22 protein-coding genes and 2 tRNA genes are annotated in these 22,029 nt (G+C 65.0%); 16 read left to right on the forward strand and 8 right to left on the reverse strand.

The features are described 5' to 3' along the window. The 4 genes from AC1DPF_RS00100 to AC1DPF_RS00115 all read right to left on the reverse strand — a co-directional run bounded on the left by AC1DPF_RS00100 (position 1) and on the right by AC1DPF_RS00115 (position 4,820). Complete coding sequence (locus AC1DPF_RS00100) at positions 1 to 936, reverse strand: DMT family transporter (protein ID WP_477866628.1); 936 nt, start codon at positions 934 to 936, stop codon at positions 1 to 3. Between the two features lie 42 nt (positions 937 to 978). Next, on the reverse strand, positions 979 to 2,520 hold the full coding sequence (locus AC1DPF_RS00105; protein WP_477866626.1) for a 2-isopropylmalate synthase: 1,542 nt from the start codon (positions 2,518 to 2,520) through the stop codon (positions 979 to 981). A gap of 194 nt (positions 2,521 to 2,714) precedes the next feature. Then, positions 2,715 to 3,863 (reverse strand): alpha/beta fold hydrolase, encoded by a 1,149-nt coding sequence (locus AC1DPF_RS00110; RefSeq protein ID WP_477866624.1) that lies wholly within the window; start codon positions 3,861 to 3,863, stop codon positions 2,715 to 2,717. A gap of 51 nt (positions 3,864 to 3,914) precedes the next feature. After that, positions 3,915 to 4,820: a methyltransferase domain-containing protein gene (locus tag AC1DPF_RS00115; RefSeq protein WP_477866622.1), complete on the reverse strand. Its 906-nt coding sequence runs from the start codon at positions 4,818 to 4,820 to the stop codon at positions 3,915 to 3,917. Between AC1DPF_RS00115 and AC1DPF_RS00120 the strand changes: the two genes are divergently transcribed. The 4 genes from AC1DPF_RS00120 to AC1DPF_RS00135 are packed head-to-tail and all read left to right on the forward strand — an operon-like array spanning position 4,819 to position 7,171. Continuing rightward, complete coding sequence (locus AC1DPF_RS00120; RefSeq protein ID WP_477866620.1) at positions 4,819 to 5,574, forward strand: ComF family protein; 756 nt, start codon at positions 4,819 to 4,821, stop codon at positions 5,572 to 5,574. The two genes, AC1DPF_RS00115 and AC1DPF_RS00120, sit on opposite strands and share 2 nt — an antisense overlap. A 48-nt stretch (positions 5,575 to 5,622) precedes the next feature. Further along, the gene (gene grxC / locus AC1DPF_RS00125; RefSeq protein ID WP_477866618.1) at positions 5,623 to 5,880 is read left to right on the forward strand and encodes a glutaredoxin 3; all 258 of its coding nucleotides are present in this window, start codon (positions 5,623 to 5,625) and stop codon (positions 5,878 to 5,880) included. Continuing rightward, positions 5,880 to 6,707 carry a carbon-nitrogen hydrolase family protein gene (locus tag AC1DPF_RS00130; protein WP_477959080.1) on the forward strand — a complete coding sequence of 276 codons (828 nt, stop codon included), beginning with the start codon at positions 5,880 to 5,882 and terminating at the stop codon, positions 6,705 to 6,707. The genes grxC and AC1DPF_RS00130 overlap by 1 nt, the downstream gene beginning before the upstream one ends. After that, on the forward strand, positions 6,704 to 7,171 hold the full coding sequence (locus AC1DPF_RS00135) for a DUF1178 family protein (RefSeq protein WP_477959082.1): 468 nt from the start codon (positions 6,704 to 6,706) through the stop codon (positions 7,169 to 7,171). Before AC1DPF_RS00130 ends, AC1DPF_RS00135 begins: the two co-directional genes overlap by 4 nt. A gap of 55 nt (positions 7,172 to 7,226) precedes the next feature. Here the strand turns inward: AC1DPF_RS00135 and AC1DPF_RS00140 are convergent. Next, positions 7,227 to 7,303 (reverse strand) — tRNA-Arg (locus AC1DPF_RS00140). 129 nt (positions 7,304 to 7,432) lie between these two features. On the opposite strand from AC1DPF_RS00140, the gene AC1DPF_RS00145 reads away from it, so the two are divergent. Both AC1DPF_RS00145 and AC1DPF_RS00150 read left to right on the forward strand, forming a co-directional pair. Beyond that, positions 7,433 to 8,254, forward strand: coding sequence for a tryptophan 2,3-dioxygenase (locus tag AC1DPF_RS00145; protein ID WP_477959084.1), 822 nt, complete (start codon positions 7,433 to 7,435; stop codon positions 8,252 to 8,254). Further along, positions 8,251 to 9,426 carry an aminotransferase class V-fold PLP-dependent enzyme gene (locus tag AC1DPF_RS00150; RefSeq protein ID WP_477959086.1) on the forward strand — a complete coding sequence of 392 codons (1,176 nt, stop codon included), beginning with the start codon at positions 8,251 to 8,253 and terminating at the stop codon, positions 9,424 to 9,426. Before AC1DPF_RS00145 ends, AC1DPF_RS00150 begins: the two co-directional genes overlap by 4 nt. Before the next feature lie 129 nt (positions 9,427 to 9,555). Here the strand turns inward: AC1DPF_RS00150 and AC1DPF_RS00155 are convergent. The 3 genes from AC1DPF_RS00155 to AC1DPF_RS00165 form a co-directional block, all read right to left on the reverse strand. Beyond that, positions 9,556 to 9,629: transfer RNA gene (locus tag AC1DPF_RS00155), tRNA-Gly, on the reverse strand. Positions 9,630 to 10,147: 518 nt separating this feature from the next. Then, positions 10,148 to 12,079, reverse strand: a complete 1,932-nt coding sequence (locus tag AC1DPF_RS00160; RefSeq protein WP_477959088.1) for a hypothetical protein — start codon at positions 12,077 to 12,079, stop codon at positions 10,148 to 10,150. A gap of 404 nt (positions 12,080 to 12,483) precedes the next feature. Continuing rightward, positions 12,484 to 12,660, reverse strand: coding sequence for a hypothetical protein (locus AC1DPF_RS00165; protein WP_477959090.1), 177 nt, complete (start codon positions 12,658 to 12,660; stop codon positions 12,484 to 12,486). Between the two features lie 245 nt (positions 12,661 to 12,905). Between AC1DPF_RS00165 and AC1DPF_RS00170 the strand changes: the two genes are divergently transcribed. The 10 genes from AC1DPF_RS00170 to gspK all read left to right on the forward strand — a co-directional run bounded on the left by AC1DPF_RS00170 (position 12,906) and on the right by gspK (position 22,029). Next, positions 12,906 to 13,292, forward strand: coding sequence for a DUF983 domain-containing protein (locus AC1DPF_RS00170; RefSeq protein ID WP_477866606.1), 387 nt, complete (start codon positions 12,906 to 12,908; stop codon positions 13,290 to 13,292). Positions 13,293 to 13,394: 102 nt separating this feature from the next. Then, complete coding sequence (locus tag AC1DPF_RS00175; RefSeq protein ID WP_477866981.1) at positions 13,395 to 14,222, forward strand: type II secretion system protein N; 828 nt, start codon at positions 13,395 to 13,397, stop codon at positions 14,220 to 14,222. Beyond that, on the forward strand, positions 14,219 to 16,336 hold the full coding sequence (gene gspD / locus AC1DPF_RS00180) for a type II secretion system secretin GspD (RefSeq protein WP_477959092.1): 2,118 nt from the start codon (positions 14,219 to 14,221) through the stop codon (positions 16,334 to 16,336). Before AC1DPF_RS00175 ends, gspD begins: the two co-directional genes overlap by 4 nt. Continuing rightward, positions 16,333 to 17,838, forward strand: a complete 1,506-nt coding sequence (locus AC1DPF_RS00185) for a GspE/PulE family protein (protein WP_477959094.1) — start codon at positions 16,333 to 16,335, stop codon at positions 17,836 to 17,838. Before gspD ends, AC1DPF_RS00185 begins: the two co-directional genes overlap by 4 nt. Continuing rightward, positions 17,831 to 19,054 carry a type II secretion system inner membrane protein GspF gene (gene gspF, locus AC1DPF_RS00190; RefSeq protein WP_477959096.1) on the forward strand — a complete coding sequence of 408 codons (1,224 nt, stop codon included), beginning with the start codon at positions 17,831 to 17,833 and terminating at the stop codon, positions 19,052 to 19,054. Before AC1DPF_RS00185 ends, gspF begins: the two co-directional genes overlap by 8 nt. Positions 19,055 to 19,152: 98 nt before the next feature. Next, on the forward strand, positions 19,153 to 19,578 hold the full coding sequence (gspG, locus tag AC1DPF_RS00195; protein WP_477866598.1) for a type II secretion system major pseudopilin GspG: 426 nt from the start codon (positions 19,153 to 19,155) through the stop codon (positions 19,576 to 19,578). After that, a complete protein-coding gene (locus AC1DPF_RS00200; protein ID WP_477959098.1) occupies positions 19,553 to 20,008 on the forward strand; it encodes a GspH/FimT family pseudopilin in 456 nt (151 codons plus the stop codon). Before gspG ends, AC1DPF_RS00200 begins: the two co-directional genes overlap by 26 nt. Further along, entirely contained in the window at positions 19,998 to 20,369 is a 372-nt protein-coding gene (gene gspI / locus AC1DPF_RS00205; protein ID WP_477959100.1) for a type II secretion system minor pseudopilin GspI, read from the forward strand. Before AC1DPF_RS00200 ends, gspI begins: the two co-directional genes overlap by 11 nt. Continuing rightward, entirely contained in the window at positions 20,369 to 21,058 is a 690-nt protein-coding gene (gspJ, locus tag AC1DPF_RS00210) for a type II secretion system minor pseudopilin GspJ (protein ID WP_477866592.1), read from the forward strand. Before gspI ends, gspJ begins: the two co-directional genes overlap by 1 nt. After that, the gene (gene gspK / locus AC1DPF_RS00215; RefSeq protein ID WP_477959102.1) at positions 21,055 to 22,029 is read left to right on the forward strand and encodes a type II secretion system minor pseudopilin GspK; all 975 of its coding nucleotides are present in this window, start codon (positions 21,055 to 21,057) and stop codon (positions 22,027 to 22,029) included. Before gspJ ends, gspK begins: the two co-directional genes overlap by 4 nt.

Here is a 22,029-nt window from a genome sequence, read left to right on the forward strand (position 1 = left end):
TCATCCCAGCGGGGCAGGCCTGCGGCTCTCGATCCAGCTGAACAAACCGACGCCGCCGATCACCAGCGCCGTCCCCGCCGCTTCCGGCAGGCCGAAGGGTTCGCCGAGCACGACGATGGCAAGGACGATCGTCACCAGGGGGCTGAGCGTAGAGATGATCGCCGTGCCCTGCGCACCGATCCGCGCCGTGCCGGCCGACATCATGAAGGTGGGTATGATTGTCGAGAAGATCGCGAGATACGATATCAGCAGCCAGGCATGGGGCGGCAGCGCCAGCACCGAAATGCTGTGCGTCGCCAGGAACTGGAGGATCAGCGTTACGCCCGCGGCGCTCAGGGCGATTGCCGAGAACAGCCCGGGGCCGCAGCGCAGGATCATCTCGCGGGCGAACAGCTGATAGAGGGCGAAGGTCGCCGCCGCCGTCAACACCAGCGCGGCCCCGCCCAGCATCGTCGGTGTCAGGCGTGACGGATTTGCGCCGAACATCACAATCAACCCGGCATAGCTCATCGACGCTCCGACCAGCGCGTGCAGCCGCAGCTGGTGCTTGAGCAGCACTCGCCCGAACAGCAGCACCAGGAACGGATAGGTGAACAGGATCAGACGCTCGGTCTGGGCCTCGAGCGTCGCGAGCCCTTCGAAATCAAGCCAGGACGAGACGTGATAGCCGATTATGCCCACCACGGCGGCGAGGCCGATGCTGCGTATATCGGGCCGCTTGTCGAACGGCCGCCGCCGCCATTCGATCACGCCGACCATGGCGAAGACCGGCAGCGACAGCATCATCCGAACAGCGAGCAGGCTCGTGCTGTCGATCGGATAGACATAGATGAGCTTGATCAGCACGCCCTTGACGGCGAACAGCATCGCACCCGCGGCGGACAGGGCAAAGCCCGTCAGCCGCCACCGCTCTGCCGGCGTAAATCGGATAGCCATCGATAATCCTTTCCCCTCCCGCGTGCGGGAGGGGGATGAGGTTCAGGCCGAGGCCTGGTCGACCGGAGCGCGGCCGCGTTTCACGATCATCTTGTTGAGCGCGTTCACATAGGCCTTGGCCGAGGCGACCATCGTGTCCTGATGCGCGCCACGGCCTCGGGTGGTGCGGCCGTGCTCCGACAGCAGCACCGAGACCTCGGCTTGTGCGTCGGTGCCGCCGGTGACGGCGTGGACTTCGTAGCGTTCGAGCACCGAGCTGTCGTGCGGGACGATCAGGCGGATGGCATTGAACAGCGCGTCGACGGGGCCGTTGCCGCGCGACGTGACAGTCTTTTCCTCGCCATCGATTTCGAGCGTCAGGATCGCGCGCTGTGGCCCGTTCGATCCGCAATAGATCTCGACTTCCCGGACCTGAATGGCATCGTGGCCGCGCAGCACCTCGTCATCCACGAGCGCGACGATATCCTCGTCAAAGACGGCCTTTTTTGCATCGGCGAGCTGCTTGAACCGGCCGAAAGCATCCTGGAAGGCGTTGTCGCCGAGCGTATAGCCCAGCTCCTCGAGCTTCTGTCGAAACGCGGCGCGGCCAGAATGCTTGCCCATCACCAGGCTGGACTGGGTCAGGCCGACGCTTTCCGGGGTCATGATCTCGTAGGTCGAGCTGTCCTTGATCATGCCGTCCTGATGAATGCCGCTTTCATGCGCGAAGGCATTGGCGCCGACGATCGCCTTGTTGGGCTGCACCTGGAAGCCGGTGATGCCCGAAATCAGGCGCGAAGCACGGGTGATCTCGGTCGAGACGATGCTGGTGGCGACCGGCATCACGTCGTGACGGACCTTCAGCGCCATGGCGATCTCCTCGACCGCGGCGTTGCCGGCGCGTTCGCCGATGCCGTTGATGGTCGATTCAACCTGGCCGGCGCCGGCCATCACCGCCGCCAGCGTATTCGCCACCGCCAGGCCCAGATCATTGTGGCAATGGGTTGAAAAGGTCGCCAGGCCGGCATTGGGCACGCGATTGATCATGTCGCGAAACATCGCGCCATAGGTTTCCGGCGTGGCATAGCCGACAGTATCCGGCAGGTTGATTGTCCGCGCTCCGGCGGCGATCGCGATTTCGATGGCTCGCGCCAGGAAATCGGGCTCGGAACGGGTCGCGTCCTCGGCCGACCATTCGACATCGGGGCACAGGTTGCGCGCCAGCCGCACGGTGCGGTCGATTGCCTCCAGCACCTCGTCGGGCGACTTGTTCAGCTTGACCCGCATATGCAGCGGCGACGTTGCGATGAAGGTATGAATACGCGGCGCAACCGCGTGCTGCACTGCTTCCCAGGCCCGTTCGATGTCGGCATTTGCCGCGCGCGCCAGACTGGCGACCGTGGCGCGATGGCACTGGCGCGCGACTTCGGACACTGCTTCGAAATCGCCCGGCGATGCGATGGCGAAACCGGCCTCGATGATGTCGACGCCCATCGCCTCCAGCTGGGCGGCGACCTGCAATTTCTCCTCGAGGTTCATCGAGCAGCCGGGAGACTGCTCGCCATCGCGCAAGGTCGTATCGAAAATCTTGATTATTCTGGTCACGGAACCTGCTCCTGCTGCAGGGTGGTCATTCTGGGCTGATGCTGACCCCTTAGACGCCGTGGCTTGCCGGGCCGGCCGACCCCAAGCGAAAACGCGCGCCTAAGGGCGCGTAAGTCGAAGCAGGAGGAGGGCGGTGTGCCGCGTCATTGCGCCGCGCTGATACATCGAACAGGCTTGGCAAGTCCATAGGCGATTCATCGCACCTGCTGGAACGGCCGGAAACAGGCGCGGACTTCGCTGGTGAAGAGTTCCGGCTGCTCGAACGCCGCGAAATGGCCGCCCCGGTCGAGCTCGTTCCAGTGGACGATATTCGGATAGTTGCGTTCCACCCAGCGCCTGCTGGCACGCAGGATCTCCTTGGGGAAGATGCTGCACCCGGTGGGCACCAGCACCTTCGTGGGGAGAAAGGTGGTGGCCAGGCTTTCCCAATAAAGCCGCGCGGATGAGGCGCCGCTGCCCGTCAGCCAGTAGACACTGATATTGTCGAGCATTTCGTCGACACTGAGGATATTTTCGGGATCGCCGCCGCAATCAGTCCAAGCGTGGAACTTCTCATATATCCAGGCGGCCTGGCCAACCGGGGAATCGACGAGGCTGTAGCCGATCGTCTGCGGCCGGGTCATCTGCTCGGTCGAGTAGCCGGTCTCCTCCTTCTGGAAGGCGGCGAATGACGCCCAATATCCTTTTTCCTCCGCCGTCCAGTCCGACTGATCGCTCGGATCGGGGAAGGCGCTCACCAGGTTGAGGTGGATCGCGGCCAGACCCGCCGGGGCGAGCGCGCCCAGCTTCGTCGTGACGGCGGAGCCCCAATCGCCACCCTGCGCCACATAGCGATCGTAGCCGAGCCGGTCCATCAAGATCGCCCACGCGCGGGCGGCGCGCTCGACGTTCCAGCCGGTTTCCGCCGGCTTGCCGGAAAAGCCATAGCCGGGGAGCGAGGGAATGATCAGGTGGAAGGCATCCTCGGCCCTGCCGCCATGCGCGGTGGGATCCGACAATGGCCCGACGACCTTCAGGAACTCGATGATCGACCCGGGCCAGCCATGGGTCAGGAGCAGTGGCAGCGCATCGGGATGAGGGGATCGGACATGCATGAAGTGGATCTGCAGACCATCGATCTCGGTCCGATACTGGCCCAGCGCATTGAGCCGGGCTTCGCAGCGCCGCCAGTCATAGCCATTGCGCCAGTAATCGCAGAGTGCCCGGACCTTCGCGAGCGGTACGCCCTGCGACCAGTCGTCCACAGGCTCCGCCTCCGGCCAGCGGGCATGGTCCAGTCGACGATGGAGATCGTCGATCTCGGCCTGCGGAACTGCGATCTGGAAGCTCTCGATTATCGACATGATCTCTCCACGATATGCTGAACACCTATGCATTGCCCTAGGTGCTGGCAATCAGGATTTCGGACGGAGCGCTTCCGTGAGCGAGGCGGTGGCGCTGCCCCTTCGGGCAGGCCTGGGCTGATCGGGAGCGGGAGCCCAGCCCGTCAGGTAGATGAGTTCGAAGGTTTCGCGCAGCCGTCCGTCGGGGCTGGCTGCAGTCTGGAATTGTCGGAACAGCTCGACGAGCCAGGCACGCCCCGGCCCCTTGCGCGCGCGCTGCACCAGCATGTTGGTGGCGGCCATCCCGCGTAGGTCGCGCATCAGCCGGAGCGGATCGCCATAACCGATGTCGAGGCGCTCGCTGTCGGCCACTTGCAGTGCGAACCCTGCACGCGACAGCAGATCGCCCGCCGAGCGAACGTCGATCTGGGGGTGGATGCGCGGCACCGCGCCGCCGCTGGCTGTGCTGTCGGCCGCGAGCGTCGCCGATTTCAGCCAGGCGAGGCTGCCGGCGCCGGCAAAGCTACCCAGAAACAGGCCGTCCGGCCGCAGCACCCGCCGGATCAGCGCGAGCGCACCGGGAAGATCGTTCACGCTGTCGAGCACACCCACTGACACCACGAGGTCGAAGCTCGCATCAGCGAAGGGCAGGCGATCCTCGTCGCACTGAACGCCGCCAGAGGCGTGGGCGAAGGCGAAACCCGCGTCGGCGCTGACGATCCGGCGTTCGGGCGCTGCAAGGCGTTCGGCGAGCAGCCCGTCATGGCTGCCCAGCACCAGCATCCTGTCGAACGCGCGTGTAACCATCGCGAGCCGTTCGGCCAGCTCGTCGGCCATATGCTCGATGAGGAAACCATGATCCGCGAACATAGGCGCGGCGCGATCCCGCCGCAGGCGTCGCAGTGTCCGGTCGAAAATCTCGGGCTGGTCCATCGCCGGCGCTTGTGCCGCCGGGCCGGTTGCATGACAAGGCTCCATGGGGCTGATCCGGGGCGTCAAGGCGGTGATCGGGGCGGGGGTGGCGTTTGCGCTGCCGCCGCGTTGCCCCGGCTGTGGCGCCATCACTCCCGATGTCGACGTCTTCTGCATCGATTGCTGGTCGGCGCTCGCTTTCCTGGGCGATCCGCAATGCGCACGATGCGGCGCCCCGTTCGAAGTCGATCCCGGCACGGGTGCGCTTTGCGGCGCCTGCCATGCCGACCCACCGCCGATCGACGCCATGCGGGCGGCCGTCGCCTATGGAGCCATCGCACGTGCGCTGGCGCTCAAGCTCAAATATGGACGGCGGCCGGGTATCGCCCGCACCATGGCTGCGCAGATGCGACGGCACATGGCACGCGATGGCGAGTGGCTGATCGTGCCGGTGCCGCTCCATCGCTGGCGGGTATGGTCGCGCGGCTACAACCAGTCGGCGCTGATCGCGCGCGCGCTGCTCCCGGAATCGGGCCATGTCCTCCTGCTCGACGCGCTGTCCCGCACCCGCGCGACGCCGATGCTGCGCGGGCTGGGGCCGGATCGCCGCGCGCGGGCGGTGCGCGGCGCCTTCGCGGTGCGGGACAAGGCGGCTGTGGCCGGGCGGCCGGTGCTGCTGGTCGACGATGTCTATACCACGGGCGCCACCGTCAACGCCTGCGCCAGGGCGCTCAAGCGTGCCGGCGCGACGCGGGTGGAGGTGCTCTGCTGGGCGCGCGTCGTGCGCGATGAGGATGTCGCGCAGGACCTGGCGCATTGACTTTCCGCCGGCCCGACAACATTTCGACGGTGAGAAGGACCCTGCCGCATGCCCAAAGTAGAGATCTACACGAAGGATTTCTGTCCCTATTGCTCGCGCGCCAAGGCGCTGCTCGATGTGAAGGGCGTCGCGTTCGAGGAATATAACATCAGTTCGGGCGGTGCGAAGCGGGCCGAGATGCTGCACCGTTCGAACGGGGGCTACACCGTGCCGCAGATATTCATCGACGGCAGTCATATCGGCGGCTGCGACGATATCTTCGCGCTCGATCGCGCCGGCAAGCTCGATCCACTGCTGACCGCCTGATGCGCGTTGCGATCCACCAGAGCCGGACGGGGATCGATCCCGCCGCCAATGCCCGATCCCTCGTCGAGGCGATTCGCCGGGCGAAGACCGGCGGGGCGGACATGTTGTTCACCCCCGAAATGTCCGGCCTGCTCGATCAGAAGCGGGCTCGCGCGTCCGAGCATCTGCACGACGAGGCGAGCGATCCGGTGCTGGCGGCGGTCCGTACCGCGGCGGCCGATGCGGGCCTGTGGGTGGATCTCGGCTCGCTGGCATTGACCGGCGGGTCCGATGGCCGGTTGGTCAACCGCGGCTTCATCATCGACGACAAGGGCGCGATCCGCGCGCGCTACGACAAGATCCATCTGTTCGATGTCGACTTGCCGACCGGAGAAAGCTGGCGCGAGTCCGCTGCCTATGCGCCGGGCGAGCGCAGCGTGGTTGCGGCGACGCCCTGGGCCCGGATCGGCCTGTCGATCTGCTACGACATGCGCTTCCCGGACCTTTATCGCGCGCTGAGCAACGCCGGCGCGGAGATATTGTCGGTGCCGGCTGCGTTCACCGTGCCGACCGGCCGGGCGCACTGGCATGTTCTGCTGCGGGCCCGCGCGATCGAGGCCGGAGCATTCGTGATCGCGGCGGCGCAATCCGGCGAACATGAGGACGGTCGCGCCACCTACGGCCATTCGCTGGTGGTCGATCCATGGGGCGAGGTCCTGCTCGACATGGGCGAGGGCGAGGGCGTCGGCTTTGCCGATCTGGATATGGCCCGGCTTGCCGACATTCGGGCTCGGGTGCCGGTTCTCCAGCATCGCCGAGCTATCGCGCCGGTCGAGATCAGCGCATGATTGTCTTCGATCTCAGCTGCAAAAGTGCGGGTCATGTGTTTGAAATATGGTTCGGCTCTTCTTCCGACTATGAGGAGCAGAAGGCCCGCGGGCTGGTGAGCTGCCCCTATTGCGGATCGACCGACATCGACAAGGCGGTGATGGCGCCCAATGTCGGTGCCAAGGGCAACAGCCGCAGCGAGGCGGCGACCGCCGTCGTGCCAGCCGCCGCTAATGTGCCGTCGCCGGCCGAGTTCAAGGCGATGGTGAAAAAGCTGGCCGAGGTGCAGGCCAGGATGCTCGAAGGATCCGACTATGTCGGCCCCAGCTTCGCCGATCAGGCGCGCTCGATGCACCTGGGCGAACAGGACGCGCGGCCGATCCACGGCCAGACCACCGTCGAGGAAGCCAAGGCGCTGATCGAGGAAGGCGTGCCGGTCGCGCCGCTGCTGCTGCCGGTGGTGCCCCCCGAGTCGAAGAACTGACTATGGGGCCCGCCGGCGTTCGCCGGACGTGTAGCGGTTGGCAAAGGAGAGGGTTTGGTGGTCCCGGAGGGACTCGAACCCCCGACGCCCACTTTAGGAAAGTGGCGCTCTATCCGGCTGAGCTACGGAACCACGGAGGCGCTTCCTAGTCCCGCGAGATGATTCGGTCCAGCCGTCTCGGCGCAGCTCGATCCAGGCTTCGATCCGCGGTCGGCCGCCGGGCTCGACTCGGACGGCATTAAAGATCAACATGTAGGCAGGATGACCGGCAGGCAAACACCTGGTGACGATGGCACAGATCCCGTCTCCTACGCGGGCTACCTGGCGCTCGATGTCATCCTTTCTGCCCAGAAGCCCCTGTCCGACATGCATGACGAACTATTGTTCATCATCATCCATCAAACGAAGGAGTTATGGCTCAAGCAGATGATCGCCGAGCTGATGCTGGCAAAGCGTCTCGCACGGACAGGCCTGCTGGTGGAGGCCTATAAGTCGCTCGCCCGAATCTCGCGTATCCAGGCGGTCATGACATTGTCGTGGGATGTGCTCGCGACGATGACTCCGAGCGACTATAGCGGCTTCCGCGGCGTCCTCGGGGCAAGTTCGGGCTTCCAGTCCTACCAGTTCCGTACCGTCGAGTTCCTGCTCGGACTGAAGGAGGCTGGCCACCTCGAGCACCAGCTGGAGGCTCCGCACGCGCACGCTGTCCTCGAAGCCGCCTTATATGCCCCGTCGCTTTGGGACGATGCCAATGCCGCGCTGGCCGCGGCGGGCTTTGCCGTGCCGGACCACATTCTCGAGCGGGACTGGACCCAGCCCTATGTTCCGGATCCGGCGGTGGAGGCCGCCTGGGCCGAGGTGTATCGCGACACGGGCCGCTGGTGGGAGCTGTACCAGTTCGCCGAGAAGTTGGTGGACATCGATGAGGCGCTGGCGATCTGGCGGCACACGCATATGCTCACCGTGTCGCGCATCATCGGCGGCAAGCGGGGCACGGGCGGGACGGCCGGGGTCGCTTATCTTCAATCTACCGTCGTCAAGCGCGCCTTTCCGGAACTCTGGTCCCTGAGAACGCAGTTGTGAATGGCCCTGCGGCACGGCCGGATCACAAGCATCTGTTCCAGCGTGCGCTCGCCGCGGCGCCGGGTCGCCTGCACATGGCGGCGCACAGCCATCACCTCTGGCCGGACGCAAGCTTCGCCGGCCAGATGGCAGCATGGGAGGATGCGGCGCGCCTTGCCGATCGCAAATGGGATCGCGTGATGGGCGAAGTCTGGCCCGCGGCGCAACGCCATGTCACCGCTGAGCTGCGGCTGCCCGATCCGACGAGCATAGTCTTCGCACCGAACACGCATGAGCTTCTGGTCCGCCTCGTCTCGTCGCATCCCGCCGCGCGTCCGCTACGGGTGCTGACCAGCGAGGGCGAGTTTCACAGCTTTCGCCGCCAGGCGGCGCGCTGGGCGGAGGCGGGCGAGATCGTGCTGGAGTCTGTGCCCGTTACGGGAGACGGTTTCGCCGAGCGCTTCATTGCCCGCGCAAGAAGTGGCGAGCATGACCTGATATTCGTCAGCCATGTCATGTTCGGCAGCGGCCTTGTGTTCGATCGCCTGGGTGAACTGGCCGAGCTCGCAGATGCGGCGGGACCATGGGTGGTGATCGACGGATATCATGGCTTCATGGCGATCGAGACCGATCTCTCCGCTTTCGCCGATCGCGTCTTCTACCTCGCCGGCGGTTATAAATATGCGATGGCGGGCGAAGGCGTGGCGCTCATGCATGCTCCTGCGAGCTTCGGACCACGACCGATCGTCAGCGGATGGTATGCGGAGTTCGACGATCTCGCCTTGCCGCGGGGGACGGTGGGCTATGCCCAGGATGCGCGTCGCTACCTTGGCGCAACCTTCGACCCGTCGGGACTGTACCGTTTCGTCGCCGTCCGCGACATGCTCGATGCCGAAGGTCACTCCACGGAGTCGATCTGCGCGCACGTCTCTGCATTGCGCGCTGCATTGCTGGCGTGCGTCGATGCAACGGCGCTGGGCAGCGCCGAGCTGCTCAACCCGCCAGGCGGACCAGCGCAGGCCCGCTTCCTCGCATTCCGTTCCCCACGCGCCGCGGCCTGGAAGGCCGCGCTCGATGAGGAGCAGGTGATTGTCGATGTGCGGGGCGATGTGTTGCGGATCGGCCTGGGGCTGTATCATGATCGGCACGATATCGAGCGACTGATCACGATATTGGGCAGGCTGGGGCCGTAGGCTGTCGCGCGGTCCGGATGGTGGGACCTTCAATGCATGATTAGGCCAATGCGATTATCGGATCGGCAAGGCCGCAGCGGGGCATATGTGGATTTGCAACGCTGCTGGGGATTCCCTGAGACCGAAAATTGGAGCGGGTGAAGGGAATCGAACCCTCGTCGTAAGCTTGGGAAGCTTCTGCTCTGCCATTGAGCTACACCCGCATTTCAATCACTTAGAGACTTTTTGAAAGTAATTTGTCTCTTTTTTGTCTCTTATTCCTCGAGCATCGCATGACGTCGTGCCGGACCCTCTTAGCAAATCGGATTGGTATGTGAAGGGGCAGAAGCTACGCCGCACCACATGGTTTTGACCCGTGCCGATGCCCTTACTACGTTGGCAGGCGATTTCGGTGTACCGAACCTGCTTGTGTCCTATTGCAACCCCGATCGCCGTCGTAGGCGGCGATATTGTGAAAGGATATGTTTGTACGCACGTCACGACGCCGAGACTTACCGGCTTGGGGAATTGTCCGACCGCCTCAAGGCGGGCAATGTGGGCAGGGCTGTACAGCACAACCGCACGCACCTGCTTCTTTGAGAGCAACCTATCCATCGCGAACGCCATCTCTGGAGCCTCGCGAGGCTCAAGGTTTCACCCTTGGGCGAGCAACCGTACCATGAAGCCCGCGTACTTCGCCAGATCGGCGGGCTTCCCCTTTATGTAACGATATTTTCGTAAGCTAACCGATCGGAGTTCCGCCTTCTGGTGCTGTGTCCGCAGCCGGTGCAGCAGCAGAGGGCTGCTTATCCTTGTCATCGGCTGGCTGGTCGGGCTCGGTCACGGGGCATGCGAGCTTGAGTGTATGTGCCTCTTTACCAAAATACGGCGTTGGAGCACCTTCCTCGCGGATGACGCCTTGCCAAGCCTCGTCTGTCAGGGCGTTCGCTAAGGTCAATATTTGATCGCCGGTGATGAGGTCTGAAAGGGAGCAATCCAAATAGTCTTTCGTCAGCCGGAAGGCGCGATAACGGAAGGGCGTGCTCGGCAAAGGTGACAACGGACGATCAGGAATTGTGGCGACCTTGGCTTCATTCACAAGATTCCCCAGCTTCCGCAGCATCGATTGCAACTGGTCAGCGCCGCGTACGTTTTCTAGTCGGTCAATAGCCAACGCAAGTTCAGCATCCACCCTCGCGGCGTTCAGCGATGCTACGGCGTCTTCGCTGACTGCCTGACTGGGAGCGAACTTTGCTTGGAGATCCGATATGCGTTTGGCGACATCGGCCGCAACATTGGTTGAATCTTTCGTAATTTCAAAAATTACATATGCCGTCTCTAACAAGCAAAAAGCGGTTGAATTCTCGTTGATCGAATAAACACGGGCTCCGCCGTACCTCAGGCCGTCAGGCACGAACCGATAGTCAGGCAGGGGCATCCCGGCCAAGTTACGCCGACGCTGCGAGGATTCTAGCTTGCTAAGACGTTCGCGGGGTTGTGGATCGTCACTATTCGATACCGGTGGAACGCACGGACGAGTTCGTGCGGCTTCGTCGAACACGATAAATTGCGAAGCGTATACCGGTGTTGCGAAGGTAGCGTCCTGCGCCTGTGGATTTTGTTTGCTGACAACGGCGACAAGATGCTGGCGAACCGCCTTATTGAATGCGGGTGTATCTACCGGAAGAGTGCCGAGGTCAGGTATTTTTACGCGGAGAGCCGCTTGCGTCTTCGCGCCGGGTTTACCATCTATTTTGAGACCTGATCCCAATTCGCGCTGAAGTGCTTTAACTTCAGCATCACTGAGTTGGGCACTACTTACTTCACTAGACGATTTTTCCGATGTAGTATTGTCCGGTTCGACCTTCTGCTGCTCGTTTGGAAAGAGCTGGAACGACATATCCAAGATTGCGCGATTGTGCTTACCTGAAATGAGCTGATCCGCGACTTGCACGGCGGTATCAACGATTGGCCCAGCGGCCGCCGCTCCCGATATGTAGGAGCTAATGAAGCTCGCGCCTTTCTTGATCGCTTCAAGATTGGCGCGCAAGGCTGCATCTTTATCATCCCGAACATCGTATAGTCTTACTCGTACACTCGGCGGGTAGAGGTAGAACCATTCATTCTGTGAGAATATAACCTGATTCAGGAATTGAAGGTTGCCTTCGGGCGGGACGTCCGTCTGGTAAAAGGCGACGATTGGCTTCTGCAAGGCTTTAGCGCCATTGAAGTCGAGGACAATCGCAATATCCCGCCTGCAATGTTTCTTGCACTGCCCCGCGGGATTGAACTTGGCCAAACCACCAATACCGACCCGGTGCAAACGTACAGTAATTGGACTTCCATTCGCGATTTTTCTGCGAAGGGCGCAGTTTCCCCGCGCTTGCGCGACCTTGTCGTGACCATCTGTCACGTCCTCGGCATCCAGCCAGCCCTTCAGTTTGGATGGCGCAAATAGGCGATAGCTTTTATCAGCCTCGGGACCGCACAAGTCGACGTAATATGGAACGCTAGCCGGAACCATCGACGTTCTAACGCTGCTCGATGTGCTGGCCACATCGTCGCCGTTTCCGAGGCAGCCCGTTAGCGCTATGCACAGCAAAGTGGCGCCAATATGCCAAACTCTAGCTCCCATTGTTTCCCCCAACGAACCCTGTGTCGCCAAAACATTCATCGCCGCACGGGATGGATCCTATCTTATCGATAGTCGAACCGATGCAATATTAGGTGCAAACACGCGCAGTAGACGAGTATCAGAATATGGATCTATCGATGTCGAGGCAGATGAGCCATAATATCAATCTGTTTCTTATCCGTTATGGATTGAAAATATGCCCTTCCCCGAAGGAAGGGCATCGTGCTTTCAAGGAAAGCGCGTTAAATCAGAGGTTTGCTATTTCGAAATGATATTGCCTAGAAAGGTCGCATATCGACCCAACGCAGCTCGTTTCTCCTTGAGGCGATCAGGACGCAGGTTTCCTCGTTCCGGGTGCCTCAGAGGATGAGGAGCCGGAAAATGCTTCTGGTGCCGTCTCCTGAAGCGTTCGAGACAAGCTTGAGTTCGCTCCGTCCTGGCTTCTACCAGCGACAGGTCGGGTATTTCGCGATGGTGACGAGTTTGCGGTTGTGGCCGCACATGACGATCCACGTTTTGGTCTTCAGCCCGACACGGATGTCGAAGTCGGGTGTCTTGGTATCAAAGAACTTGGGATTCTTGTCGGAGCCTTTCAGACCCCGAATGCTGATCTCCGTCAAAGTATCTCGGGCACAATCTGTCTCCTTTCTGTCTCCACTATAGAATGCGTAGGGGTGAACGGCATGGTCAGCATGAGGACAGAATGGTCAGCATGAGGACAGAAAGGTCGAGGAAAGCCGGGCTTTCCATCCGTGGGATCGAGCGGCGTTGGGCATCTGCCGATGGCCATCGCCTGATCCGCCCGCCGATTGCGACAAGGACAGGCCATTGGTCAACGTGCAGTCTGTTCTGCTAAGGCGTCGGCATGACCCACGACAGTCCTGATACCCGACGCGATGTGCGGACCGCAATGATATCCGGCGCCCGGGGCGCATGCCCGGCGTGCGGCGAGGCTGCGCTGTTCGCGCGCTTCCTGAAGCCGGTGGGCCAATGCCCGGGCTGCGGCCAGGACTGGACCTTGCACAGCGCCGACGATCTGCCCGCCTATCTGGTGGTGCTGATCCTCGGCCATATCCTCGTGCCGTTCGTCGTCGCCGCCAATCTGCGATTCGACATGCCGATGTGGGTGCAGATGACGCTGTGGCCGGGGCTCGCCCTGATCCTGGCGACGCTGATGATCCAGCCCGCCAAGGGCGCGGTGATCGGGCTGCAATGGGCGCGGCGGATGCACGGCTTTTCGGGCGGGCGATGACGGCGGCCTTTCTATTCGATCCGGCGCACAAGATGCTTTCTAAGCCGCTCTAATCTCGATTATAGCTGCCGGGGCGAGTTTGCGGGGGAAGCTGAGTTGGCGGTGGGATCGGACTGGCGCACGCTGACCTGGCGTGCTTGGGGACGGCCCCGCGAATTCACGGCGCCGCAGCTGCAGAAGGCATGCGAATATGCGATGATCGCGCTGGTCGGGGCCGCCGCGCTTGGCCTCGCCTGGGCGCTCGCGGCACCGACCGCGCGTGATGATGCGGGGTCGTCTGCGCCGGCACGCTTCGACAGGACGCCAGCCGCTTTCGTCGCCTTCGACCCCTTCTTCCGGCTGAGCCGCGGCGCGGGCGAGCCGGGCGTGGTCACCTCGCTCAACCTCACCCTCCACGGCGTAAGAGCCGACCAGGCATCGGGCCGCGGCTCGGCGATCATCAGCCTGCCCGACGGCACCCAGAACAGCTATGCGGTCGGCGACGAGATCGTGCCGGGCGCGGTGCTGGCGGGGGTGGCGTTCGACAGCGTCACCATCCGCCGCGATGGCGCCAGCGAGACGCTGTATCTCGACCAGTCGACCGCCGCCCCGATCGCCGCCGCTCCCGCTGCTGCGACTGCGCCCGACCCGTTCGCGGCGATCCGGGCCGGCGGCGCGGCATCGGCACCACCGCCGCTGATCGCCGACATCTCGGCCGAGCCGCGGATGCGTGGCGGACGGGTCGATGGCTATATCCTGCGCCCCGGATCGGTGGGCACGGCGTTCGCCGGGGCGGGCCTGCTGCCGGGCGATGTGCTGATGACGATCAATGACCGGGCCGTGGGCGACGGCGCAGGGCTGGAGCAGCTCGCCGGCGGCGGCAAGCCGGTATCCGTCCAGATCGAGCGTGGCGGCAAGCCGATGACGTTGACGATCGGAGCAGCGAAGTGAAGCCGTGGATAGCCTTCGGCGCGCTGGCGCTGTGCGCAGCCCCAATCGCGGCGCAGCAGGTGCTGAACCTGCGCGATGCCGACATTCGCGCGTTCATCCAGGATGCGGCGCGCGTGACCGGGCGGAATTTCATCATCGATCCCCGGGTGACCGGCAAGGTGTCGGTCGTGACCGACCGCGCGCTCAGCAGGAGCGAGTATTTCGAAATGTTCCTGTCGACCCTGCGCGCCAACAGCCTGGTCGCGGTGCCGATGAGCGGCGGTGGCTTCCGCATCCAGCCTGCCGAGGGCGCGGCGGCGCTTGCCGGACGGATCGGCTCGGCCAATGGTTCGGGCAATAATTTCGTGACCGACGTCGTCCGGCTGCGCGCCACCGATGCGACGACCGCGATCGACACGCTCAAGCCGCTGGTCAGCCCGCAAGGGTCGATCACCGCCAATCGCAGCGCCAATTCGCTGGTGATCGCGGACTATGCCGACAATCTGCGCCGCATGCGCAGCCTGATCGCGCAGATCGACCGCGACAGTACGACCACCCGGATGATCCCGTTGAAGAATGCCGGTGCTCGCGAGATCGCTTCTGCGCTCAGCACGCTGACGGCGGGGCAGGGCGGTGCCGCCAGCGGCGCCACCGTGGTGGCGGTCGACAGCGGCAACGCATTGCTGCTGCGCGGCGACGGCCCGAGCGTGTCGCGGATGGCCGCGCTAGCCGAGGATCTCGACAGTCGCGCCGCCAGTGCCAGCGAGATCCGGGTGATCTTCCTGCAATATGCGGACGCCGCCAAGCTGATGCCTGTGCTGCAGCAACTGATCGGCCAGGCCGGGGAGGTCCCTGCGCCGACCGCCGGCAATGGCGCCGCAACGGCTGCGGCGCCCGCTCCGGCGCCACACGGCAAGGGCGAGGCTATCGTCACCCGCTACGAAGGCGCCAACGCGATCATCATAGCCGGGCCGGCCGACGTGCAGCGGACGCTGGGCGGGGTGATCCGGCAGCTCGATACGCGCCGCGATCAGGTGCTGGTCGAGGCGATCATCGTCGAGATTTCGAACGATGCCGCCCGCAAGCTCGGCGTCCAGTTTCTGCTGGGCGGCAAGCCCGGCTCGGGCGTGCCGATCGCGGCGACCAACTATTCGAATGCCGCGCCCAACATCCTGACGATCGCAGGCGCCGTCGGCGCGCGCGAGCTTGCCACCAAGACGACCGTCGTCAACGGCACCACCACGACCACGACCGAGAACAGCGCGATCAGCGACCAGCTCGCCGAGGCAGCGGTCAGCTCGATCCTCAATGCCGGCGGCGGTTTCGCCGGCTTTGCCGACAAGATCGGGCATAACGCGATCTTCGGGGCGATCATCAACGCGGTGCAGACCGATACCAAGTCGAACATCCTGTCGACGCCATCGGTGCTGACGCTCGACAATCAGGAGGCCAAGCTGCTGGTCGGGCAGGAAATCCCGATCACCACCGGCCAGGCGCTGTCGAACAATTTCGAGAACCAGTTCCGCACCGTCCAGCGCCAGAATGTCGGCATCCAGCTCGAGGTAAAGCCGCAGATCAATGCCGGCGGCGCGATCAAGCTGTTCCTGCGCCAGGAGGTCTCCTCGATCGCGGGGCCTGTCACCAGCGGATCGGCCGACCTGATCCTCAACAAGCGCGAGATCGAGACGACGGTGACCGTCGACGATGGCGACATCATCGCGCTCGGCGGACTGCTCGACGACAATGAGCGCCGGACGATCGAGGCGATTCCGCTGCTGAGCCGGATCCCCGGCATCGGCGAGCTGTTCAAGTCGCGCTCGCGCAGCCATGTGAAGACCAACCTCATGGTGTTCATCCGGCCGACCATCCTGCGCAGCCCTGGCGACGCCCAGCGGCTCGCGGCGCAGCGCTACGGCTATATCCGCGGCGAGCAGATCCGCTACGGCAAGCCGGGCGAGGAGCCGGGGATCGACGAGCTGGTGACCGACTATATGGGCACGACCGCGCCGGCGGCTCCACCGGCTTCGGCCGCTCCAGCCGGGCAGCCCGAGATCATCGTCCCCAAGGTGACCACATCGCGCCAGGTGATTCGCCCCGTGCCGGTGCCGCCCTCCGCCAAGCCGCGCGGGCAATGAGCGAAGCGGCGGCCATCGCATCCGCGCCGGCCATTCCCTATGCCTTTGCACGGCGCACCGGGCTGGTGCCGCTTGCGGCAAGCGATGGAGAAGGCCGCCCGATCATCGGGATGAGCAGTGCCGCCGACCGCAATGCCTTGATCGAGCTACGCCGCTATCTCGGCCATGGCTTCGTGGTGGAGCCGCTCGCGCCCGACCGGTTCGAGCGGGCGCTCTCCGAACATTATGCGATCGATGGGCAGGCGGCGGAAATCCTCGGTGGCGCACTGGTGACCGGCGAGGAGCTGAGCGCGCTTGCCAGCGACATCCCGACGAGCGCCGACCTGCTCGACAGCGCCGACGACGCGCCGATCATCCGGTTGATCAACGGCGTGATCGCCGACGCGGTGCGCAGCGGCGTCTCGGACATTCACTTCGAGCCCTATGACAGCGGGCTCGTCATCCGCATGCGGATCGACGGGGTGCTGGCCGAGCGGCTGCGCCTGCCGGTCGCGGTCGCGCCGCTGGTGGTGAGCCGCATCAAGGTGATGTCGCGGCTCGACATCGCCGAACGCCGCCTGCCGCAGGATGGGCGCATCGGCCTGTCGATCGCCGGGCGCCTGCTCGACGTGCGCGTCTCCACCTTGCCCGGCCGCTCGGGTGAACGGGTGGTGCTGCGCATCCTCGACAAGGAAGCGGCCGGGATCGCGCCCGAGGCGCTGGGGATGCCGGCGCGGATAGAGAACGCGTTCCACCACGCGCTGACCGAACCCAACGGCGTCATCCTCGTCACCGGGCCGACCGGATCGGGCAAGACCACCACGCTCTACGCGGCGCTCCGCCTGCTCAACGACGGCAGCCGTAATATCCTGACGGTCGAGGATCCCGTCGAATATGCGATCGATGGCGTCGGCCAGACCCAGGTCAATCCGAAGGTTGGCCTGGACTTCGCGGCCGGGCTGCGCGCGATCCTGCGCCAGGATCCGGATGTGGTGATGGTCGGCGAGATCCGCGATCGCGAGACGGCCGACATCGCGACGCAGGCGTCGCTCACCGGCCATCTCGTCCTGTCGACCGTTCACACCAACGATGCCGTCGGGGCGATCACGCGGCTGCGCGACATGAAGATCGAGCCCTTCCTCATCGCATCGACCCTGCGCGTCGTGATCGCCCAGCGGCTCGTCCGCCGGCTTTGCCCGATGTGCAGCATCGCCGATCTGCCGGCGCCCGGCGTGCGGATCGGGCTGAAGCTCAAGAAGGACGAGCAGGTGCGTTCGCCGGGCGGCTGCGACGCCTGTGGGCAGAGCGGCTATCGCGGGCGGATCGGGCTGTTCGAGCTGATCCGGATCGACGATCGCATCCGCGCGGTGATCAACGACAATGGCGACGAGGATGCGATCGCGCGGCTCGCCTTCGCCGATGGCGACAGATTGGCGAAAGCGGCGCGGCGGCTCGTTCGCGATGGCGTCACCAGTCCCGAGGAGGCGTTGCGAATCCTGCGTAGCGATGGCGGCGATGGCTGATTTCGCCTGGCATGCGATCGACTCCGGCGGGCGCGAACGCCGCGGCCGCATCCACGCGCCGTCGCTGGATGAAGCGAAGGCACGGCTCGAGGCGCGCCGCTATTATGTGGTGACGGTCGACAAGGCAGGGGAGGGGCCGGGGCCCAGCCTCGCCGCCAGCCTGTTCCAGCGGCGGCCGAAGCTTTCCCTGCGTGAATTGACCCTGTTCACCCGCCAGTTCGCGACGCTGATCCAGGTCTTGCCGATCGAAGAGGCGCTGCGCAGCATCGCCCGCCAGATGACGAAGCCGCGGGCGGTCGGGGTGATCGAGTCGGTCCAGGCGTCGGTGCTGAGTGGCCATCGGCTCGCTGATGCGCTCGCCGTCGAGACGGCCAGTTTCCCGCCGCTCTATCGTGCGATGGTGGCAGCCGGTGAGGCGAGCGGCACCCTGCCCGACATATTGTCGCGGGTCGCCGATCTGCAGGAGCGGCAGGCCGAGGTCCGCAACAAGCTGGTCACCACGCTGGCCTATCCTGCGGCGTTGGCGCTAGTCGCGGCTGGCGTCGTGCTGGCGCTGATGCTGTTCGTGGTGCCCCGGATCGTCGAGCAATTCGAAACGGTGGGGCAGCAGCTGCCGCTCCTCACCCGCATCGTCATCGCGACCTCGCATTTCATCGGTGCCTGGTGGTGGGCAATGCTGGCTGGCTTCGCGGCGGCGGCGCTGGTGTTCGCGCGGCTGATCGCCGATCCCGTCCGGCGGCTCCGCTTCGATGGCTGGCTATTGCGCTTGCCCTTGATCGGCGGGCTGATCCGCGACCTGCACGCTGCGCGGATGGCGCGGACGCTGGCGAAGATGGTCGAAAGTCGACTGCCGGTGGTCGAGGGACTTGCCATGACGATCCCCACTTTGCGCAACCACGCGTTGCGCGACGCCACTCGCGCTATCGTCGAGGATATCCGGGGCGGGTCGAGCCTGTCGGCCTCGCTGCGCCGCGCCGGGCTGTTCCCGGCGATCCTGGTCCACATGGCGGCGAGCGGTGAGGCGGCAGGCCGGCTCGACGATATGCTCGAACGTGCCGCCGACTATCTCGAACGCGAGTTCGACATGTTCACGGCGACGATGCTGTCGCTGCTCGAACCCGCGGTGATCGTGGTGATGGGCGCGGTTGTCGCGCTGATCATCCTGGCGATCCTGCTGCCGGTGCTGCAACTCGATACATTGGCGGGAATTTCGTGATACGCTTCCATCTTCTCTCGTCATTCCAGCGGAAGCTGGAATCTCTTTTCTCTCGCTCGCCAGGCGAGGAAGGCAGTGAGAATCCAGCTTTCGCCGGGATGACGGGGGACGGGGAGAGCGGCTTCACGCTTATCGAACTGATGGTCGTCATCCTGATCCTCGGTCTGCTCGCCACCGTCGTCGCGCTCAACGTCATGCCGGCGCAGGACAAGGCGATGGTCGAGAAGGCCCGTACCGATGTCGCGCTGCTTGAGCAGGCGGCCGAGCGTTATCGGCTCGACATGTTCGCCTATCCGTCGAACGAGGCGGGCCTTCAGGCGCTGGTCCGGCCGCCGGCCGGGCTCGCGCACCCGGAGCGCTATCCGCAGGGCGGCTATATCAAGCGGCTGCCCGACGATCCCTGGGGCAATGCCTATCATTATCAGGCACCGGGGCGGCATGGACCGGTCGATATCTATAGCCTGGGCGCGGACAACCGCGAGGGCGGCGAGGGACAGGATGCCGATATCGGCAACTGGAAATGACCGCGGCTTCACGCTGATCGAGCTGCTCGTGGTGCTGGCGATCATCGCCGTCGGTGCGACCGCGGTGCTGCTGAGCCTGCCGGGCCCCGAGCGGACGCTTCGCGACAGCAGCGAGCGGCTTGCCGCGCAGGCGGCGGCGTTGCGCGATGAAGCGGTGATGGCGTCGAAGCCGATGGCGATCCGGATCGGTGCCGGCGGCTATGGCTTCGAACGATATGACGGCGGCGCCTGGGTCGCCGAGACGGGCAAGCCGTTCCGCCATGTCGATCTGCCGGAAGGCATGTCGGTGACTGCCGTGCCCTCGGGTGAGCAGCGCATTCGCTTCGACACCACCGGCCTGGCCGATCCGGTGGTGCTTTCGCTCGATTATCAGGGGCTGCGGCGAACGGTGACGGTCGATGCGGGCGGGGATGTTCGGCTTGGCAGCTGACGATAGCCAGCAGCGCGGGTTCACGCTGATCGAGGTGATGGTGGCGCTCGCCGTCTTCAGCCTCGCCGCGCTGACCCTGCTGCGGCTCGAAGGTGCGACCATGACCAACGCGCGCATGCTCGAGGTCCGCACCGCCGCCGAGATCGTCGCGCGCAACCGCGCCGTCGAGGTGCTGACCGACCCCATCGCGCCGTCGATCGGCACGGTAAGCGGCAGCGAGATGCAGGCCGGGCGGCCCTGGCCCTGGGTGCGCGTCACGCGGCCGATGCCGGATGCCGGGCTCGTCGCGGTGTCGATCCACGTCGCGAGCCCGTTCGGCGGCGAGGCGGCGGCGATCACCGTCTATCGGCGGGTGACGTGATGCGCGCGCGGCACTCGCTATCGTCATTCCAGCGCAAGCTGGGATCTCCCTGCCTCCGCCCCACGTCGAAGAAGAACAATCAGGTCCCAGCTTTCGCGGGGACGACGGAATGCAGATCAAATGGCTTCACCCTCGTCGAACTGCTCGTCGCCCTCGCCATCTTCGCGCTGCTCGCGGTCGCCGGCGGCTATCTGCTCGGTTTCTCGCTGCGCGCGCAGGAGAGTAGCGGGCGCTCGCTCGATCGGGTGGCCGCCGTGCGTCGCGCCTCGGTGCTGCTGACCGCGGATATGGCGCAGATCCTGCCGCGGACGAACCGCGACGAACGCGGCGACCGGCAGCCGGCGGTGATAGGCGGGGAGAGCGCACTCGGTTTCGTGCGGGGAGGCTGGATCAACGACAGCGATGCGCCGCGCTCGGCGCTGCAGAAGGTGTCCTACAGCCTCGTCGGGCGGGCCCTCATCCGCACCAGTTGGCCGATGGTCGACGGCGTCGCACCAGACCGGGCCGTGCGCAGCGCGCTGGTGACGGGCGTGTCGCGGCTTGGCCTGCGCTACCGGATGGCGGGTGCCTGGACCGAAAGCTGGCAACCGCGCCTGCCGGCCGATGTCCCGGATGCGATCGAACTCACCATGACGGTCGACGGCATCGGCGACATTCGCCAGCTGTTCCTTGTCGGGATCAGCCGGTGAAGCCGGGCGAACGCGGCGCGGCGCTGCTCGCGGTGCTGCTGCTGGTGGCGCTGATCGCGACGCTGGCGGCGTTGGCGATGGACCGGCTCGCTCTGGCGACGCGGCTTGCCGGCAACGCGCGGGCGGTGGACCAGGCGCGGGGCTATGCGCTTGGCGCCGAGGGACTCGCCACGCTGATCGTCGACCGGCTCAGCGACCGCGTAAAGGGCGAGGCATCCTTGCCGGCGGGATGGGCGGGCGAGACGCGCGCCATTCCGATCGAGGGCGGCGTGATCCGGGCCCGGCTCCGCGACGGCGGCGCCTGCTTCAACGTCAACAGCCTGGTGACGGGCAACCAGCTGAGCGGTTTCTCCGCACGCCCGCAGACGATGGAGCGGCTTTCCACCTTGCTGCTGCTAGCGGGCGTCCAGCCGACCCGCGCCCGGCCGATCGTCGCAGCAATCACCGACTGGATCGACAGCGACGGGACGCCGCAGCCGCAGGGCGCCGAGGATTCAGTCTATGCGCGCGCGCCGGTGCCCTATCGCACGGCGAATACGCTGATGGCCGATGTCAGCGAGCTGCGCGCCGTGGCCGGAGTGACACCGGCCGTCTATGCGGCGCTGCGGCCCTGGGTCTGCGCCTTGCCGCTCAACGAGGTCGCACCGATCAACGTCAACATCCTGCCGCCCGAGCGCGCGCCGCTGCTGGCGATGCTCTATGGCGGCCGGCTCTCTGTCCTGCAGGCGGCGGCGCTGCTGCGCGGCCGGCCCGCCGGTGGCTGGGCCGATGCAGCGGATTTCCGCCGGTTGCCGGCCATTGCCGCTGCCGGAAACGCAACCGGCCCTGGCGAGGAAATCGCCGTCCGGTCACGCTGGTTCTCGCTGGAGCTTGACGTGACGCTGGACGGTGCGCAGGTGAAGGAAGCGGCTCTGATCGACGGCGGCATCGCGCCGTCGCGGGTGGTCAGCAGGGCCTGGGGGAATCGATAG

This window comes from Rhizorhabdus sp. P4_G6, assembly GCF_056401045.1.